This window comes from Aeromonas sp. 1805 (assembly GCF_013085525.1).
GTDB lineage: Bacteria > Pseudomonadota > Gammaproteobacteria > Enterobacterales > Aeromonadaceae > Aeromonas > Aeromonas hydrophila.
Window position 1 is genome coordinate 398,942 of sequence record NZ_CP038515.1, and the last position, 17,046, is coordinate 415,987.

The 17,046-nt window shown below is 63.1% G+C and carries 18 protein-coding genes; 17 read left to right on the forward strand and 1 reads right to left on the reverse strand.

What is annotated here, in order from left to right:
* Positions 1 to 126 precede the first annotated feature (126 nt).
* The 17 genes from leuS to E5E96_RS01840 all read left to right on the forward strand — a co-directional run bounded on the left by leuS (position 127) and on the right by E5E96_RS01840 (position 16,389).
* A complete protein-coding gene (gene leuS / locus E5E96_RS01760) occupies positions 127 to 2,706 on the forward strand; it encodes a leucine--tRNA ligase (RefSeq protein WP_171281439.1) in 2,580 nt (859 codons plus the stop codon).
* 117 nt (positions 2,707 to 2,823) lie between these two features.
* Positions 2,824 to 3,306, forward strand: a complete 483-nt coding sequence (lptE, locus tag E5E96_RS01765) for an LPS assembly lipoprotein LptE (RefSeq protein ID WP_016351676.1) — start codon at positions 2,824 to 2,826, stop codon at positions 3,304 to 3,306.
* 27 nt (positions 3,307 to 3,333) lie between these two features.
* The gene (holA, locus tag E5E96_RS01770) at positions 3,334 to 4,365 is read left to right on the forward strand and encodes a DNA polymerase III subunit delta (protein ID WP_171281440.1); all 1,032 of its coding nucleotides are present in this window, start codon (positions 3,334 to 3,336) and stop codon (positions 4,363 to 4,365) included.
* Between the two features lie 40 nt (positions 4,366 to 4,405).
* Positions 4,406 to 5,050 (forward strand): nicotinate-nucleotide adenylyltransferase, encoded by a 645-nt coding sequence (nadD, locus tag E5E96_RS01775; protein WP_171281441.1) that lies wholly within the window; start codon positions 4,406 to 4,408, stop codon positions 5,048 to 5,050.
* Between the two features lie 186 nt (positions 5,051 to 5,236).
* Entirely contained in the window at positions 5,237 to 5,578 is a 342-nt protein-coding gene (gene rsfS / locus E5E96_RS01780; RefSeq protein WP_011707026.1) for a ribosome silencing factor, read from the forward strand.
* Positions 5,579 to 5,600: 22 nt separating this feature from the next.
* Positions 5,601 to 6,068 (forward strand): 23S rRNA (pseudouridine(1915)-N(3))-methyltransferase RlmH, encoded by a 468-nt coding sequence (gene rlmH, locus E5E96_RS01785; RefSeq protein ID WP_005298242.1) that lies wholly within the window; start codon positions 5,601 to 5,603, stop codon positions 6,066 to 6,068.
* 105 nt (positions 6,069 to 6,173) lie between these two features.
* Positions 6,174 to 8,096, forward strand: a complete 1,923-nt coding sequence (gene mrdA, locus E5E96_RS01790; RefSeq protein WP_044800587.1) for a penicillin-binding protein 2 — start codon at positions 6,174 to 6,176, stop codon at positions 8,094 to 8,096.
* Positions 8,089 to 9,192 carry a rod shape-determining protein RodA gene (rodA, locus tag E5E96_RS01795; RefSeq protein WP_016351680.1) on the forward strand — a complete coding sequence of 368 codons (1,104 nt, stop codon included), beginning with the start codon at positions 8,089 to 8,091 and terminating at the stop codon, positions 9,190 to 9,192. The genes mrdA and rodA overlap by 8 nt, the downstream gene beginning before the upstream one ends.
* Positions 9,189 to 9,326, forward strand: coding sequence for an FtsW/RodA/SpoVE family cell cycle protein (locus E5E96_RS01800; protein WP_011707029.1), 138 nt, complete (start codon positions 9,189 to 9,191; stop codon positions 9,324 to 9,326). The genes rodA and E5E96_RS01800 overlap by 4 nt, the downstream gene beginning before the upstream one ends.
* Positions 9,326 to 10,324, forward strand: a complete 999-nt coding sequence (gene mltB, locus E5E96_RS01805; RefSeq protein WP_171281442.1) for a lytic murein transglycosylase B — start codon at positions 9,326 to 9,328, stop codon at positions 10,322 to 10,324. The genes E5E96_RS01800 and mltB overlap by 1 nt, the downstream gene beginning before the upstream one ends.
* Entirely contained in the window at positions 10,266 to 11,231 is a 966-nt protein-coding gene (locus E5E96_RS01810; RefSeq protein ID WP_171281443.1) for a septal ring lytic transglycosylase RlpA family protein, read from the forward strand. Before mltB ends, E5E96_RS01810 begins: the two co-directional genes overlap by 59 nt.
* Before the next feature lie 194 nt (positions 11,232 to 11,425).
* Entirely contained in the window at positions 11,426 to 12,616 is a 1,191-nt protein-coding gene (locus tag E5E96_RS01815) for a D-alanyl-D-alanine carboxypeptidase family protein (protein WP_011707032.1), read from the forward strand.
* A gap of 292 nt (positions 12,617 to 12,908) precedes the next feature.
* Positions 12,909 to 13,172: a DUF493 family protein YbeD gene (ybeD, locus tag E5E96_RS01820; protein ID WP_005298227.1), complete on the forward strand. Its 264-nt coding sequence runs from the start codon at positions 12,909 to 12,911 to the stop codon at positions 13,170 to 13,172.
* Between the two features lie 96 nt (positions 13,173 to 13,268).
* A complete protein-coding gene (lipB, locus tag E5E96_RS01825; RefSeq protein WP_171281444.1) occupies positions 13,269 to 13,973 on the forward strand; it encodes a lipoyl(octanoyl) transferase LipB in 705 nt (234 codons plus the stop codon).
* 85 nt (positions 13,974 to 14,058) lie between these two features.
* On the forward strand, positions 14,059 to 15,024 hold the full coding sequence (lipA, locus tag E5E96_RS01830; protein ID WP_011707035.1) for a lipoyl synthase: 966 nt from the start codon (positions 14,059 to 14,061) through the stop codon (positions 15,022 to 15,024).
* 153 nt (positions 15,025 to 15,177) lie between these two features.
* On the forward strand, positions 15,178 to 15,681 hold the full coding sequence (locus tag E5E96_RS01835; RefSeq protein ID WP_171281445.1) for a GNAT family N-acetyltransferase: 504 nt from the start codon (positions 15,178 to 15,180) through the stop codon (positions 15,679 to 15,681).
* Positions 15,682 to 15,819: 138 nt separating this feature from the next.
* A complete protein-coding gene (locus E5E96_RS01840; RefSeq protein WP_016351685.1) occupies positions 15,820 to 16,389 on the forward strand; it encodes an alpha/beta hydrolase in 570 nt (189 codons plus the stop codon).
* A 44-nt stretch (positions 16,390 to 16,433) separates the two neighbouring features.
* On the opposite strand, the gene nqrE is transcribed toward E5E96_RS01840, so the two are convergent.
* Positions 16,434 to 17,033: an NADH:ubiquinone reductase (Na(+)-transporting) subunit E gene (gene nqrE, locus E5E96_RS01845; RefSeq protein WP_011707038.1), complete on the reverse strand. Its 600-nt coding sequence runs from the start codon at positions 17,031 to 17,033 to the stop codon at positions 16,434 to 16,436.
* Positions 17,034 to 17,046 lie beyond the last annotated feature (13 nt).

Genomic DNA, 17,046 nt, shown 5'->3' on the forward strand with positions numbered 1-17,046 from the left:
AACCCTGATCAGGCCCGGCTTAAGGCCCGAGGGACGCTGGCGGTTGTTGCCGCCGCAGGATATGGGTATTCTATTGCGATTTCCCAGCTGATTTATCTATCCATTTCACAGATCCGGATGTCACCAATGCAAGAGCAATACGTTCCCCAATCCATAGAACCAGCAGTGCAAAAGCACTGGGATGCCAAGAAAACCTTCAAGGCGGTGGAGAAAGTAGACAAGGAAAAGTTCTACTGCCTCTCCATGTTCCCCTATCCGTCTGGTCGTCTACACATGGGGCACGTTCGCAACTACACCATAGGTGATGTGATCTCCCGTTATCAACGCCTCAATGGCAAGAACGTGCTGCAACCCATCGGTTGGGACGCATTCGGCCTGCCGGCGGAAAACGCCGCCATCAAGAACAACACGGCACCGGCGCCCTGGACCTACGAAAACATCGAATACATGAAGAACCAGCTGAAGATGCTGGGTCTGGGTTATGACTGGGATCGCGAGCTGGCCACCTGCAAGCCGGATTACTACCGCTGGGAGCAGTGGTTCTTCACCAAGCTCTACGAGAAGGGGCTGGTCTACAAGAAGACCTCCTCCGTCAACTGGTGCCCGAACGACATGACCGTACTGGCCAACGAGCAGGTTGTCGACAACTGCTGCTGGCGCTGTGACACCCCGGTGGAGCAGAAAGAGATCCCCCAGTGGTTCATCAAGATCACCGACTACGCCGAAGAGCTGCTGAACGATATCGACAATCTGGAAGGCTGGCCGGAGATGGTCAAGACCATGCAGCGCAACTGGATTGGCCGCTCCGAAGGGGTCAACATCAGCTTCGCCATCGAGGGTCAGGCTGAGCATCTGGAGGTCTACACCACCCGTCCGGACACCTTCATGGGCGTGACCTATGTCGGTATCGCCGCCGGCCACCCGCTGGCGCTACAGGCAGCCGAGAGTAACCCCGAGCTCGCCGCCTTTATCGAAGAGTGCAAGAACACCAAGGTGGCCGAAGCCGAGCTCGCCACCATGGAGAAGAAGGGCATGGCCACCGGCCTCTACGCCATTCACCCGCTGGATGGCCGCAAGGTGCCGGTCTGGGTCGCCAACTTCGTGCTGATGAACTACGGCACCGGCGCCGTGATGGCGGTACCGGGCCACGACCTGCGTGACCATGAGTTCGCCACCAAGTACGGTCTCGAGATCAAACCGGTCATCAAGCCGATCGATGGCGAGCTGCCGAACGTGATCGACGCCGCCTACACCGACAAGGGCGTGCTGTTCAACTCTGGCGAGTTCGACGGCCTCGAGTTCCAGCCGGCTTTCGATGCCATCGCCAGCAAGCTGGAGAGCCTTGGCTGCGGCAAGCGCACCGTCAACTTCCGTCTGCGCGACTGGGGTGTCTCCCGTCAGCGCTACTGGGGTGCCCCCATCCCGATGCTGACCCTGGCCGACGGCACCGTCGTGCCGACTCCGGAAGATCAACTGCCGGTACTGCTGCCGGAAGACGTGGTGATGGACGGCATCCAGAGCCCGATCAAGGCCGACGCCGAGTGGGCCAAGACCACCTACAACGGTCAGGAAGCGTTCCGCGAGACCGATACCTTCGACACCTTCATGGAGTCCTCCTGGTACTACGCCCGCTACTGCTCCCCGGACTACGACAAGGGCATGCTGGATCCGGCGGCGGCCAACCACTGGCTGCCGGTGGATCAGTACATCGGCGGCATCGAGCACGCCTGTATGCACCTGCTCTACGCCCGCTTCTTCCACAAGCTGCTGCGTGACGCAGGCCTCGTGAACAGCGACGAGCCGTTCAAGCGCCTGCTCTGCCAGGGCATGGTGTTGGCCGACGCCTTCTACTACAAAGACGAGAAGGGCGGCAACGTCTGGGTCAGCCCGACTGACGTCAAGGTTGAGCGTGACGAGAAGGGTCGCATCACCAAGGCCGTCGACAATGAAGGTCGTGAAGTGATCCACTCCGGCATGACCAAGATGTCCAAGTCCAAGAACAACGGCATCGACCCGCAGCTGATGGTGGAGCGTTACGGCGCCGATACCGTGCGTCTGTTCATGATGTTCGCCTCACCGGCCGAGATGACCCTGGAGTGGTCCGACTCCGGCGTCGAGGGTGCCCAGCGCTTCCTGCGCCGTCTGTGGCGCATCACCTTCGAGCACGTCAGTGCCGGCGTAGCTCCCGCACTGAATGTGGCGGCACTCAGCGGCGACCAGAAGGCCGTGCGCCGCGAGCTGCACAAGACCATCGCCAAGGTGAGCGACGACGTGGGTCGCCGTCAGACCTTCAACACCGCCATCGCCGCCATCATGGAGCTGATGAACAACCTGGCCAAGCTGGGCAGCGACGAGCAGGATCGCGCCCTGATGCAGGAAGCGCTGGAAGCGGTGGTGGTCATGCTCTACCCCATCACCCCGCACATCGGCTTCGAGCTGTGGAAGATGCTGGGCAAGGGCGACGACGTGGATCACGCCACCTGGCCGGTGGCCGACGAAGCGGCCATGGTCGAGACCGAGAAGCTGGTGGTGGTGCAGATCAACGGCAAGATGCGCGGCAAGCTGACCGTGCCGGCCGAGATCAGCCAGGCCGACGTCGAGAAGCTGGCGATGGCCGATGCCTCGGTACAGAAGTTCACCGACGGCCTGACCGTGCGCAAGGTGATCTACGTGCCGGGCAAACTGCTCAACATCGTGGCCAACTGATGCCATACCGCCTGGCCATGCAGACTGACCGTCTGGTTGCCAGGCGGTAACAGCAAACGGATGATAACGGCGGGCCCTGCGCCCGCCGCTCTTCACTTCATGCAAAGAGGATTTTCTATGGGCACCACCCTCACTCGCTGGCTGACCATACTGCTGACCGGTCTGCTGCTGCAGGCCTGCGGTTTTCAGATGCGCGGCACCGCCATCCCGCCCGAGTTGATGACCATGAAGGTGGTCGGTGACAACAAGAGCGACTTCTATCGACTGGTCACCACCCGCCTCAAGGCGGCCGGCGTGCAGCTTGCCGACAAGGAGGGCATCCCGGTGCTGACCCTGTCCGGCGTCGGCAGCACCAGCCAGGTCGCCTCCGTCGACTCCATCGGCCAGGCCCGTGAATACGTGCTGGGCTACAACACCCAGTTCACCGTCTCCATGCCGGGCAAACCGACCCAGGTCTTTCCCATCGCCTTCAACCGCAGTTTCCTGAACAAGCCGGACGCGGCGCTCGCCTCCTCCCGCGAGCAGGAGCAGCTTGGCAAGGAGATGCAGGAGCAGGCCGCCAACCTGGTGATCCGCCAGCTCAGCCAGGTCAAGTTCTGATGCACGTATCTTGATGAGAGTTCGTTGATGAGAGTCTATCCCGAGCAGTTTGCGGATCACCTCAAAGCAGGGCTCAAGCCCTGCTATCTCATTTTTGGGGACGAGCCCCTGCTCAAGCTGGAAACTATCGACGCCGTGCGCCAGGTGGCGCGCAAACAGGGCTTCGATGAGCGTCACAGCTTCGTGGTGGAGCAGGGGCTGGACTGGAATCAGGTCTACGATGCCTGCCAGGCCATGAGCCTGTTCTCGGCCCGCCAGATCATCGAGCTGGAGCTGCCGGCCAAGGTCGACAAGGAGTTGGCCGCCCGCATCAGCGAGATCGGCAAGCAGCTGCACCCCGATCTGCTGCTGGTGCTGAGCGGTAATCGCCTCAACCAGACCCAGATGAAGGCAGCCTGGTTCGACAAGCTGAGCCAGAGCGGCACCTATGTTCCGGTCAACCACCCCGAGCCCCGCTTCTTTCCGCGCTGGATGAGCGCCCGCTTCCAGCGCTTCGGCCTCAAGGCGCTGCCGGATGCGGTCAACTTCATGTGCCACTCCTACGAAGGTAACCTGCTGGCCGCCAGCCAGGAGATAGAGAAACTGACCCTGCTCTCGCCGCCCCAGCCCATCAGCGTCGCCTATCTGCAGGAGACCATCATCCGCCACGCCCACTTCACCCCGTTCCAGCTCATCGACACTCTGCTGGAAGGAAAGGTGAACCGGGCCCAGCGCATCCTGCTGGCCCTGCGCGCCGAGGGCACCGAACCCGGCATGCTGGCCTGGGCCCTGTGCCGCGAGCTGGAGCAGCTCACCGAGCTGGCGCTGGCGGCCAGGGCCGGTCAGCCGCTGGTGGAGCACTTCTCCCGCCTGCGCATCTGGCAAAGCCGCCAGCAGCTCATTCAACAGGCGCTGACCCGGCTGCCCTTTGCCAAGCTGCAGCAGTTGTGGCAACTGATGGCCCGGCTCGACGACGCTCAGCGTCGCTTCGATACCGAACAGGCCTGGCTGATGCTGCAGACCCTCGCCCTCGGTTTTCGCGATGGCACCCCCTTGCCGCTGGCGGGATCTGACGTATGATCCAGCCCGTCGACATCCCGGTCGTCACCGGAGGGAGCCCATGTTGAAACCACCCATCGGCATTCTGGGGGGGACGTTCGATCCCATCCACATCGGTCACCTGCGCCCGGCCATCGAGGCCCGTGACGCCCTGGGCCTGGCCGAAGTGCGCCTGCTGCCGAACCATATTCCGCCCCACCGGGCCAGCCCCTTCTGCTCGAGCGAGCAGCGTCTGGCCATGGTCGCCCTGGCAGCGGCGGAAAACCCGGGCTTCGTGGTGGATGAGCGGGAGCTCAAGCGGGACACCCCCTCCTGGACCATCGATACCCTCATCGAGCTGCGTCATGAACTGCCGGACACCCCGCTCTGCTTTTTGATGGGGATGGACTCCTTGCTCGGCCTGCCGAGCTGGCACCGCTGGCAGGAGCTGCTCGATTACGCCCATCTGGTGGTGAGTACCCGCCCCGGCTGGCAGCCGGACTACCCGGCCGAAGTGGCCGAGCTGCTGGCCCGCCACCAGAGCCAGCAGGTGGCAGATCTGCATCGGCTGCGCCATGGCAGCATCTGGCTGGCGGACAATCTTCCGGTCGAGCTGTCGGCCACCCGCCTGCGGGCGCTGCTGGCAACGGGCGCGGATCCCCGCTATCTGCTGCCGCCGTCGGTGGCACAATACATCCGCCAGCAGGGACTGTACCGACCGGCATGAACCCGATCGCGGCCGGGCGGTTGTCCGGCACGGATCGCGCACTATAGTGATCAACAGGGGGCGAGTTTGCCAAGAGAGCACAGCCCCTGTTCCACTCCCCTTCGCCGCACTGGGAAACGGGAGTGACCATGATATAATCCGCCGCCCTCACGCCGTGAAAGCGCGCCGGAATACAGGAGAGACTCATTGCAAGGTCAAGAATTGCATGCCTTTATCGTCGACAAGATCGATGACATGAAAGGCCGCGACATCATCACCCTCGATGTACGCGGCAAATCCAGCATCACCGACACCATGATCGTCTGTTCCGGCAACTCCAGCCGTCACGTCAGCGCCATCGCCCACCATCTAGCCAGCGAAGCCCGTCATGCTGGGCTCGATCTGCTGAGCGTGGAAGGCCAGCTCACCGGCGAGTGGGTACTGGTGGATCTGGGGTCGGTGATCGTGCACGTGATGCAGGATGAGCATCGCGACTTCTACCAGCTGGAAAAACTCTGGAGCGGCACCGCTCAAGTGAACGCGCAATAACCGAGTACAAGTGTAATAAACGATGAAGATCCAGTTGATTGCGGTGGGCACCAAGATGCCCGCCTGGGTAGAGCATGGCTTCGAAGAGTATCGTCGTCGTTTCCCCAAAGACATGCCGTTCGAGCTGGTCGAGATCGGCGCCGGCAAACGTGGCAAAAATGCCGACATCCCCCGCATTCTGCAAAAAGAGGGGGAAGCCATGCTGGCGGCGGCCGGTCGTTCGCGTATCGTGACCCTGGATATTCCCGGCAAACCCTGGACCACCGAGCAGCTCGCCGTGCAGCTGGAAGCCTGGAAGCTGGATGGCCGCGACGTGGCCCTGCTGGTGGGCGGCCCTGAAGGGCTGTCGCCCGAGTGCAAGGCTGCGGCCGAACAGAGCTGGTCGCTGTCGCCGCTGACCCTGCCCCACCCGCTGGTGCGAGTGCTGGTGGCCGAGAGCCTCTATCGCGCCTGGAGCATCACAACCAATCATCCGTATCACAGAGAGTGAGCCATGCACTATTCCAGCATCCCCCTCTCAAACCAGAATCACAGAGCGTGAGCATGCACATCTGCACCCCGTTTCTCACCTGCTCGACAGTCATAAGGTAGCGGCATGCTGAAGAATCGCATCGAGATGCGCGACCACAGCGCCGAGGGTCGCCTCTTCTTCCGACGTACCCTGGTCGCCTACATCGGCATGATAGTGCTGATGCTGGTGTTGCTGGGCAACCTCTATTACCTGCAGGTCGAGTCTTACGACACCTACCAGACCCGCTCCAACGACAACCGCATCCGGGTGGTGCCGGTGGCGCCGCCGCGCGGCCTCATCTATGACGCCAACGGCGTGCTGCTGGCGGAGAACCGCCCGGTCTACAGCCTGGAGATAGTGCCGGAAGAGACCAAGGATCTGGAGAAGACCGCCGACGAGCTGATCGCCCTGCTGAAGCTGCCGGAAGGCACCAAGGAGAAGTTCCTGGCCGAGGTCAAGCGCCAGCGCCGCTTCAAGCCGGTGGCCCTGTTCGAGAAGCTGACCGAGTATCAGGTCGCCCTCTTCTCGGTCAACCAGCACCTCTACCCGGGCGCCAGCATCGAGGCCTACCTCAAGCGCTACTACCCGTTTGGCGACACCCTCACCCATGCGCTGGGCTATGTGGCCAAGATCAACACCCGCGACGTGGAGCGCCTCGACAAGGAGGACAAGCTCGCCAACTATGCCGCCACCAAGGACATCGGCAAACAGGGGGTGGAGAAGTACTACGAGGATCAGTTGCACGGCGTGGCCGGCTACCAGGAGGTCGAGGTCAACAACCGCGGCCGGGTGGTACGTACCCTCAAGTTCCAGCCGCCCGAACCCGGCAAGGACATCTACCTCAACATCGACATCCGCCTGCAGCTCAAAGCGCAGGAGTTACTGGCTGGACAGCGGGGCGCCATCGTGATGATGGATCCCAAGACTGGCGCCATCCTGGCTCTGGAGTCGAGCCCGAGCTATGACCCCAACCTGTTCGTGACCGGCATCTCCGGCGCCAACTACTCGGCGCTGCTCAACGATCCGGCAAGGCCGCTGGTGAACCGCACCACCCAGGGCATCTATGCCCCCGCCTCCACCGTCAAGCCCATGATGGCGGTGATGGGGCTCAATGAGGGGGCCATCACCCCCAACTACCGCTACTTCGGCGGGCCCAGCTTCTCCATTCCCGGCACCACCAAGAAGTTTCGCGACTGGCGCCGCTGGGGTCACGGCTGGCTCGACGTCTACCGCGCCATCGAAGTATCGGCGGACACCTACTTCTACGATCTCGCCTACCGGGTCGGTATCGACAAGATCAACAGCTACATGACCAAGTTCGGCTTCGGTCAGTACACCGGCGTCGATCTGTACGAGGAGACCAAGGGGGTGATGCCGTCGCGCGACTGGAAGATGGCCCGCTGGCGCCAGCCCTGGTATCAGGGTGACACCATCTCCATCGGCATCGGCCAAGGCTACTGGAGCGCCACCCCGCTCCAACTGGCCAAAGCGATCAGCATTCTGACCCAGAACGGCCACGACGTGACACCGCACCTGCTCAAGAGTACCGCCTCTCAGGAAGGAATCGTCGATGCTCCCGTCAACCCCAATATCGCCCTCAAACTCAAGAACGACAGCTACTGGAAAGTAGCGCAGGACGGGATGTGGCGAGTCAACCATGGCAATGAAGGGAGTGGTCGCCACTCATTTGCCAAGGCCCCTTACTCCTCAGGCGGCAAGTCAGGCACCGCCCAGGTTGTCGGCCTGAAGGAAAATCAGGTTTACAACATCAAAACCGTCAAGGCAGAGCATCGCGATAATGCCCTGTTCGTCGCCTATGCCCCCTTCGAGGCACCTAAAGCGGTCGTTGCACTGGTGCTGGAGAACTCAATTGGCGGCGGCGGCGGCCGGGCCGCATCGCCCATCGCCCGCAACATGCTGGACGCCTACCTGCTGCCGCCGGAGCCGCAACTGCCGCCGGCGCCGGCCAAGAAGCCCCAATCTGAAGAGGTCGCTCCTCATGAGTAATTCCGCTCGCCAGCAGAGCATCTGGTACAAGCTGCACATCGACCTGCCGCTGCTGCTCGGCCTGCTGACCCTGATGTCCCTCTCCATGGTGGTGCTCTACTCCGCCTCCGGCCAGGACGTCGACTCCATCGTGCGCCAGCTGGTGCGCGGCGGGCTGGCGTTCGCCCTGATGATCGGCATGGCCCAGCTGCCCCCCTCCCTCTATGCCCGCTGGTCGGTGCCGCTGTTCGTGGTGGTGGTGCTGCTGCTGGTTGCGGTGGACGTGTTCGGCCATATCGGCAAGGGTGCCCAGCGCTGGCTGGACCTCGGCTTCATGAAGTTTCAGCCCTCCGAGGTGATGAAGCTCTCCATGCCCATCATGGTGGCCGCCTGGCTCAGCCGCCACTCGCTGCCGCCCAAGTTCAGCCACCTGGTGCTGAGTCTCATCATGGTGCTGCTGCCCACCCTGCTGATCGCGGCCCAGCCCGACCTCGGCACCTCCATCCTGGTGGCCGCCTCCGGCTTCTTCGTGATCTTCCTGGCGGGGATCAGCTGGTGGCTGATCGGGCTGGCGGTGCTGCTCATCTGCGCCTTCATGCCGGTGCTCTGGTTCTTCCTGATGCACGACTACCAGCGCCAGCGGGTGCTGATGCTGCTGGACCCGGAGAAGGACCCGCTCGGTCGCGGCTATCACATCATCCAGTCCAAGATAGCGATCGGCTCCGGCGGCGTGTTCGGCAAGGGCTGGCTGCAGGGCACCCAGTCCCAGCTCGAGTTCCTGCCCGAGCGCCACACCGACTTCATCTTCGCGGTGTTCAGCGAGGAGTTCGGCCTGGTGGGCGTGGCCCTCCTGCTGGTGATCTACCTCTACATCATCAGCCGCTGTCTGTTCATCTCCATGCAGGCCCAGAACAGCTTCGAGCGCCTGCTGGGCGGTGCCCTGACCCTCACCTTCTTCGTCTACGTGTTCGTCAACATGGGCATGGTAAGCGGCATCCTTCCGGTGGTAGGGGTTCCCCTACCGCTGGTGAGCTATGGCGGCACCTCCATGGTGACCCTGATGGCCGGCTTCGGCATCCTGATGTCCATCCAGACCCACAGAAGGCTGCTGGCATGATGAGGTGGATATATTCTGCCGGTGGTAGGGGCCCCCTGCCGCTGGTGAGCTACGGCGGCACCTCCATGGTGACCCTGATGGCCGGCTTCGGAATACTGATGTCCATTCAGACCCACAGAAGGCTGCTCGCCTGATGCGACTGGCCGGTTTGCTGCTCTCTCTCGTTGCACTCACTGCAACGGCGGCCGTCGAGCCCCCGGGGCTCGCCCGGCTCGCCGAGCAGCAACAGGTGCCGCTGGCCGAACTGCAGGCCGCCGCGGCCCAGGCCAGCTTGCGCCAGGAGGTGCTCGACACCATCAGCCGCCCCTGGGAGGCCAAACCCTGGCACCGCTACCGGCCGCTGTTCATCACCCCGGAGCGGATCCGGGACGGGGTCGCGTTCTGGCAACGCCACGCCGCCACCCTGGCACGGGCCGAGCAGACCTACCAGGTGCCGGCCTCCCTCATCGTCGCCATCATCGGCATCGAGACCTTCTACGGCCGCCAGATGGGCCGCCATCCGGTGCTCGACAGCCTCTATACCCTGGGCTTCCACTACCCCGAACGGGCAGACTTCTTCGCCAAGGAGTTTGCCCAGCTGGTGCTGCTTGCCCGGGAAGAGAAGTGGCCACTCACCCGCCTGAAGGGCTCCTATGCCGGCGCCATGGGCATGGGTCAGTTCATGCCCTCCAGCTATCGCCACTACGCAGTCGACTTCGACGGCGACGGCAAGCGCGATCTGTTCGCCAACCCGGTGGATGCCATCGGCAGCGTTGCCCACTATTTTGCCGAGCACCAGTGGCGCTGGGGGGAGTCGCCGGTCGAACCCGCCTTGATTGGGCTGGCGCCAGTGGGTACCCTGCTGGGGCCTGCCCCCGAGCTGACCCAGACCTGGGCCGAGCTGGCCACCGCAGGCATTGAACTCGCCGCCCCGCTGGCACCCGACACGCCGGTGAAACTGCTGGCATTGGAACAGGCCGATGGACCGGAATACTGGGTCGCGCGCCACAATTTTTATGTGATCACCCGCTATAACCGCAGCCCGCTCTATGCGATGGCGGTGCATCAACTCAGTCAAGCAATCCAGGACGCGTATGCATTACAGCCACAAACTTCTCCCCCTCAGCCTGACCTTGTTGCTGGCCGCCTGTAGCAGCCAGCCGGAGCAGCTTCCCCCGCCTCCCGAACCGATCCAGCCGGAAAAACCCCAGGTCATCGAGATCCCGCAGGCCACCGGCGCCATCCCGCGCCCCGAGCCCCTGAGCGCCAGCGGCAACCGGGATTACTGGATAGGCAAGCAGAAGAACGAGGTGTGGCGCGACATCAAACACTACAGCGAAGAGGGCACTGCCAGCTGGCTGGCGCAGGATCTGGACGGCCAGAAGACCGCCAATGGCGACGTGCAGGACAGCAAGCTGTTCAGCGCAGCCCACCGCAACCTGCCGCTGCCAAGCTATGTGCGGGTCACCAACTTGGACAACGGGCTGGAGACCATAGTGCGCGTCAACGATCGCGGCCCCTTCGGCAGCGACCGGCTGATCGATCTCTCCCATGCGGCGGCCAAGCAGCTGAAGATGGTGGAAGGGGGCGAGGCACGGGTGCGGGTCGAGCTCATCAACGACACCCCGGACCAGATGGTGATAATGGCCCCCATGAAGCCCATCGAGATGACACCGACCAGGCCGGCTGCCGCGGCCCCCGCCGCTCAGGATGGCTTTGTCGGTCAGCCCACCGAACTGGCCATGGCCACACCGGCTGCCGCCGAACCCGCCCCCGCCAAGGCTCCGGTTGCCAAACCTGCCAAACCGGCAGCGGCCAAGCCGACCGCGCCCGCTAGCAGCGGCGAGGGCAAGATGATCCAGGTGCTGGCCAGCGGCTCGCAGGCGCGGGCCGAGGCGATGGGCAAGGTGATGACCCAGCGCCATGGGGTGCCCTACCAGGTGGCGGCCCACGGCGCCATCTTCCGGGTCCTGCTGGGACCGGTCCCCGCCGCTCAGCAGACCGCCCTGCTCGAACAGATCCGTCAGGGGGGGCTGGAGCAAGCCTTCATCGTCCCCTGATAGGGAGTGGCTCAGCCAGCATGAACCACCGCCAACCGCCCGCCATCACGTCGTTTCCCGGCGTGATGGCGGCAACGGATGGATAAAAAACCAGGCCAGATGGCACGTCGGGCTTTGACCGACGGTCGCTTCTGGTATAGTGAAGCCCGCATTTTTAACTTGGGTTACCCCAACCAGGCTCCAGGAATTTCAAGATGTCCAAATTTGCCCGTTCAGTTATTCTGGCCTCCCTGATAAGCGCCACCGCTCAGGCCAACACGCCTGTACCGACCCCGAACGCCAACCCCGTGGTCGTTCCCGCCGCGCCGGAGATCTCCGCCAAGGCCCATATTCTGATCGACTACTACTCGGGTCAGGTGCTGGCCGAGCAGAACGCCGAAGAGCGTCTGCCGCCCGCCAGTCTGACCAAGATGATGACCTCCTACATCATCGGCCAGGAGCTGCTGAAGGGGAACATCAAGCGCACCGACATGGTGACCATCAGCCAGAACGCCTGGTCCAAGAACTACTCCGACTCCTCCAAGATGTTTATCGAGGTGGGCAAGCAGGTCTCGGTCGATGATCTCAACAAGGGCATCATCATCCAGTCCGGCAACGACGCCTGCGTCGCCATGGCCGAATTCCTGGCCGGCAGCACCGACTCCTTCGCCAGCCTGATGAACAGCTGGGCCGCCAAGCTCGGCATGAACGACAGCCACTTCATGAACCCGCACGGGCTGGATGCGGAAGGTCACTACAGTACCGCCCACGACATGGCGCGTCTGGGCCAGGCCCTGATCCGCGACCTGCCGGACGAGTACAAGATATACGCCCAGAAGTCCTTCGTGTTCAACGGTATCACCCAGCACAACCGCAACCGTCTGCTGTGGGATCAATCCCTGCAAGTTGACGGCATCAAGACCGGCCACGTCAGCCAGGTCGGCTACAACCTGGTCTCCTCCGCCACCAACAACGAAGGCATGCGCCTGATCGCCGTGGTGCTGGGCGCCAGCAGCGAAGCCTCCCGCGCCGCCGAGAGCAAGAAACTGCTCACCTACGGTTTCCGTTTCTTCCAGAGCCTGACCCCGTACAAGGCTGGCACCGAGCTGGTGACCCAGAAGATCTGGATGGGTGACAAGTCTGAAGTGAAACTGGGCGTCGACAAGGACGTCTCCGTGCTGGTCACCCGTGGCCAGGGCAACAACCTCAAGGCCGACTTCCAGCTAGAGAGCGAGCTGAAAGCCCCGCTGGCCAAGGGCCAACGGGTCGGTACCGTGTTCCTCAAGCAAGGCGACAAGGAGATCAAGCAGGTTCCGCTGGTCGCCCTAGAAGAGGTGCAAGAGGGTGGCCTGATGAGCCGTCTGTGGGATTACCTGGTGATGCTGGTCTCCAGCTGGTTCAAGTAACCTGCGCACAAACCTGACCAAACAGCGGCGCCAACAGGCGCCGCTGCTGTCTTTTGCGGTCGGGCCAGTCAATAACCCTGCAATCTGCAGGTTCCGCCGACTGACGATTTGTGGTAAAAAGCAGCACCTCCATGCCTCGTCTGCCAGACCGGACCTTGATCCCGGCCTGGGCAATGCCCATATACACTTGAGCAGTGCCCGCCACAGACGGGTAGATGGCGGCCCTGATGGGCCATCGGCCACTAGCCACAAGCGATGAAGTCGTCCCGTGACGACACCAAAAGGTGAGTAAATGAATACCAAGTTTGATGAACTGCTGGAGTTCCCCTGCAAGTTCCCGTTCAAGGTGCTCGGCGTAGCCGACCCGGCGCTGCCGGACATGGTGGTGGAAGTGCTGCAGCAGCACGCCCCCGGTACCTACAGCCCGACCGTGCAGCCCAGCTCCAAGGGCAACTACCACTCGGTCCGGGTCACTGTGACCGCCCAGAGCAAGGAACATATCGAAGCCATGTATACCGCACTCGGTAACATAGAGCTGGTTCGCTACGTCCTGTAAGTCGCCTCTCTCGCCCCGCCACCGGGGCGACTGATTATTTGCCAGCCGGCTGTCTTGGCCGCGCTGGCCGACCCCAGCGCCTGTCAGTGAGGAAAGATGTCACTCCAAAACCCCGCCGAATCACCATCGTCAGCCCCCCGGCTGCTGGTCAGACAGCTGGGCCGCCGTCCCTACCAGCCGGTATGGGATGCCATGAAGGCCTTCACCGACAGCCGTACCCCCGACACCCCGGACGAGTTCTGGGTGGTGGAGCACGATCCCGTCTACACCCAGGGTCAGGCCGGCAAGGCCGAACACCTGCTCGCCCCCGGCGACATCCCGGTGGTGCAGAGCGATCGCGGTGGCCAGGTGACCTATCACGGCCCCGGCCAGCTGGTGCTCTACGTGCTGGTGGATGTGCGCCGCAGCAAGCTGACGGTGCGCGAGCTGGTGACCTGCCTCGAGACCGCCATCATCAACACCCTGGCCAAGAGCGGGATTGAAGCTTATGCCAAACCCGACGCCCCCGGCGTCTACGTGAAAAACGAGCTCGGCGCCGCGCTGCAGACAGAAGCCAAACTGGCCTCGCTCGGCCTGCGCATCCGCAAGGGCTGCTCGTTCCACGGCCTGGCCCTCAACGTCAACATGGACATGACCCCCTTCCTGCGCATCAATCCGTGCGGCTATGCGGGCATGGCCATGACCCAGACCAGCGCCCTGGGCGGCCCGCAGAGTGTGGCCGAGGCGCAAGCGATGCTGGTGGCCGAACTGGCCAGCCTGATCGGCTATGAGACAATCACGAATACCGAAGAGGCGGCATGAGCGAGCCCATGCTGCCTGGCCATGAGGGCACCGAGATGACCCTGGTGGCTATCAACCAGACAATAACAAACACCGAGAGTGAATCATGAGCAAACCCGTTCGTATGGAGCCGGGCGTCAAGCTGCGCGATGGCGACAAGATGGCCCTGATCCCGGTGAAATTCATGCCGGATCCCAACGAGGAAGTGCTGCGCAAGCCGGACTGGATGCGGATCAAGCTGCCGCCGTCGAGCCAGAAGATCGAGCACATCAAGAGCACCCTGCGCAAGAACAAGCTGCACTCAGTGTGTGAGGAGGCCTCCTGCCCCAACCTGGCGGAGTGCTTCAACCACGGCACCGCCACCTTCATGATCATGGGCGCCATCTGCACCCGTCGCTGCCCCTTCTGCGACGTGGCCCACGGCCGCCCGCTGGCGCTCGATCCGGACGAGCCGAAGAAGCTGGCGCTGACCATCAAGGAGATGGGGCTCAAATACGTGGTGATCACCTCGGTGGACCGCGACGATCTGCGCGACGGCGGTGCCCAGCACTTCGCCGACTGCATCAAGCAGATCCGCGAGCACAGCCCGCAGACCCGCATCGAGATCCTGACCCCGGACTTCCGCGGCCGGATGGAGCAGGCGCTGGAAGTGTTCCGCGAGACCCCGCCGGACGTGTTCAACCACAACCTGGAAACCGCCCCGCGCATGTACCGGGTCGCCCGTCCGGGTGCCGACTACAAGTGGTCGCTGGAGCTGCTGCGCCGCATCAAGGAGATGCACCCCCATGTGCCGACCAAATCCGGCGTCATGATGGGTCTGGGCGAAACCAACGAAGAAATCGTGCAGGTACTCAAGGACTTGCGCGAGCACGGCGTCAACATGCTGACCCTGGGCCAGTATCTGCAGCCGAGCCGCCACCACCTGCCGGTGAAGCGCTACGTGCCGCCCGCAGAGTTCGACGAGCTCAAAGACGTGGCCATGGGGCTGGGCTTCTCCCACGCCGCCTGCGGTCCCTTCGTCCGCTCCTCCTACCATGCGGACCTGCAAGCCAAGGGCGAAGAGGTGAAATAACCTCGCTCCCCCTGGTCAAAAAAGAGCGCCCTTGGGCGCTCTTTTTTATGGGCCGGCCGCAGCTCCGGTTGCCGACCACGACCAGCGCCGTTTGCACTCACTTCGCCGCCGGGTTAACGTGAGCCTCCCTTCTCCCCTTGAGTGATCTGCAGGATGCCGACACCGCTTATCCGCTTGCTGCCCATGAGCGAGCAGCACTACCCCGCCTATTGCGCCTGCTTCATCGAGGAGTACGCGCAGGATCTCGCCAGCAACCAGGGCCACGACCTCGCCACCGCCCGCCACAAGGCCGAGGCCTCTCTGCAGCGCTATCTGCCGCAAGGGGTGGCCAGCGCCGGTCACAGCCTGCTCTGCATCCTGCCCGAAGATGCAGAGAGCGCGGTTGCCCCAGCCGAGAAGGAGCCACTGGGTTATCTCTGGCACGCCATCGACAGCGACGGCGCCGCCACCTTTATCTATGACTTCTATGTCGCGCCGGCTCACCGCAGCCGGGGGATCGGCAAGGCCGCCATGGCGCTGCTGGAAGCCGAGCTCACAAGCAGCGGCATCCGCCAGATCACCCTGCGGGTCGCCCACGACAACCCGCGCGCCCTGGCGCTTTACCAGGAGGCGGGCTTCGCCATCACCGGCTACAACATGGCCAAACGGCTGGGTTGAACGCCTTGTCCCACCCTTGTTCTACCCGGACAGGGGCGTGCCACCACCCGGCTGGCGCTGATATGATGAGGCCGCCCCGGCCTGCGTCGCTGCGCACGCCCTGTTTGTTCCCTGTCGCCCCGTTTCAGGATCCTGCTTATGTCACACACCCGCGTCTTCATCGTGCACGGCTATACCGCCTCCCCCCACTCCCACTGGTTCCCCTGGCTCAAGGCGCAGCTTGAAGCCCGCGATATCCGGGTCGAGGTGCTGGCCATGCCTGACCCCCACCATCCGCAACCCGCCGCCTGGGACGCCGCCATGGACAGCCTGGTGCGCGATCACGATGAGCGGACCTTTCTGCTGGGCCACAGCCTCGGCTGCATCACCATCTTGCGCCAGCTGAGCCGCCTGCCCGCCTCCCGCCGGGTGGGCGGGATCCTGCTGGTATCCGGCTTCGATCAGCCGCTGCACACCCTGCCTGAGCTGGATCCCTTCATGACCCAGGGTTACGAGCCGGCCCACATCATGGCGCTGGCGCCCCGGCGGGTCGTGGTCGCCTCCCGCGACGATGCCATCGTGCCCTATCGCTACTGCCAGCACCTGAGCGAACAGCTGGCCGCGCCGCTCTACAGCCTGGAGCATGGCGGTCACTTTCTCGATCGGGACGGTTTTCTGGAGCTGCCGCTGGTACACGACCGGCTGCTGGGGATGATCGAGGACCAATAAATGGCAAAACGGCCACTTGCGTGGCCGTTGCAACACTCCGCCGGCTAGAGCGAGATGCCGGAAAAAGACATGAAGCCGAGCGACATCAGCCCGGCCACGATGAAGGTGATGCCGATGCCGCGCAGCCCCTCTGGCACATCCGAATACTTCATCTTCTGGCGCAGACCGGCGATGGCGACGATGGCCAGCAGCCAGCCCAGCCCTGAGCCCGCCCCGTACACCACGGATTCGATGAAGTCGTAATCCCGCTGGGCCATGAACATCACCCCGCCGAAGATGGCGCAATGCACCGTCAGCAGCGGCAGATAGATACCGAGCGCGTGATAGAGCGCCGGGAAATGTTTGTCGAGCACCATCTCCATCACCTGCACCAGCGCCGCCAGCACCCCGATATAGACGATGAAATCGAGAAAGCTCAGATCAAACTCGCCGAGGAAGGTACTCTCGGGACGCAGGATATGGCGGTAGATCAGGTTGTTGAGGGGAATGGCGATCACCATGACCACCAGCACCGTCATGCCAAGGCCAAAGGCGGTGTTGATGTTCTTGGAAACGGCCAGGAAGGTGCACATGCCAAGGAAGAAGGCCAGCGCCAGGTTTTCGACAAAAATCGAGTGAATAAACAGGTTTACATAATAATCCATCGGGTCGGCTCAC

What these genes read in the sequence shown, in the direction of transcription:
- lipB (WP_171281444.1), top strand. Translation starts at nt 13,269, where the DNA reads ATGTCACTCCAAAACCCCGCCGAATCACCATCGTCAGCCCCCCGGCTG.
- mltB (WP_171281442.1), top strand. Translation starts at nt 9,326, where the DNA reads ATGCGACTGGCCGGTTTGCTGCTCTCTCTCGTTGCACTCACTGCAACG.
- lptE (WP_016351676.1), top strand. Translation starts at nt 2,824, where the DNA reads ATGGGCACCACCCTCACTCGCTGGCTGACCATACTGCTGACCGGTCTG.
- E5E96_RS01800 (WP_011707029.1), top strand. Translation starts at nt 9,189, where the DNA reads ATGATGAGGTGGATATATTCTGCCGGTGGTAGGGGCCCCCTGCCGCTG.
- nadD (WP_171281441.1), top strand. Translation starts at nt 4,406, where the DNA reads ATGTTGAAACCACCCATCGGCATTCTGGGGGGGACGTTCGATCCCATC.
- holA (WP_171281440.1), top strand. Translation starts at nt 3,334, where the DNA reads ATGAGAGTCTATCCCGAGCAGTTTGCGGATCACCTCAAAGCAGGGCTC.
- E5E96_RS01810 (WP_171281443.1), top strand. Translation starts at nt 10,266, where the DNA reads ATGCATTACAGCCACAAACTTCTCCCCCTCAGCCTGACCTTGTTGCTG.
- rodA (WP_016351680.1), top strand. Translation starts at nt 8,089, where the DNA reads ATGAGTAATTCCGCTCGCCAGCAGAGCATCTGGTACAAGCTGCACATC.
- nqrE (WP_011707038.1), bottom strand. Translation starts at nt 17,033, where the DNA reads ATGGATTATTATGTAAACCTGTTTATTCACTCGATTTTTGTCGAAAAC.
- rlmH (WP_005298242.1), top strand. Translation starts at nt 5,601, where the DNA reads ATGAAGATCCAGTTGATTGCGGTGGGCACCAAGATGCCCGCCTGGGTA.
- mrdA (WP_044800587.1), top strand. Translation starts at nt 6,174, where the DNA reads ATGCTGAAGAATCGCATCGAGATGCGCGACCACAGCGCCGAGGGTCGC.
- lipA (WP_011707035.1), top strand. Translation starts at nt 14,059, where the DNA reads ATGAGCAAACCCGTTCGTATGGAGCCGGGCGTCAAGCTGCGCGATGGC.
- leuS (WP_171281439.1), top strand. Translation starts at nt 127, where the DNA reads ATGCAAGAGCAATACGTTCCCCAATCCATAGAACCAGCAGTGCAAAAG.
- E5E96_RS01835 (WP_171281445.1), top strand. Translation starts at nt 15,178, where the DNA reads ATGCCGACACCGCTTATCCGCTTGCTGCCCATGAGCGAGCAGCACTAC.
- ybeD (WP_005298227.1), top strand. Translation starts at nt 12,909, where the DNA reads ATGAATACCAAGTTTGATGAACTGCTGGAGTTCCCCTGCAAGTTCCCG.
- E5E96_RS01840 (WP_016351685.1), top strand. Translation starts at nt 15,820, where the DNA reads ATGTCACACACCCGCGTCTTCATCGTGCACGGCTATACCGCCTCCCCC.
- E5E96_RS01815 (WP_011707032.1), top strand. Translation starts at nt 11,426, where the DNA reads ATGTCCAAATTTGCCCGTTCAGTTATTCTGGCCTCCCTGATAAGCGCC.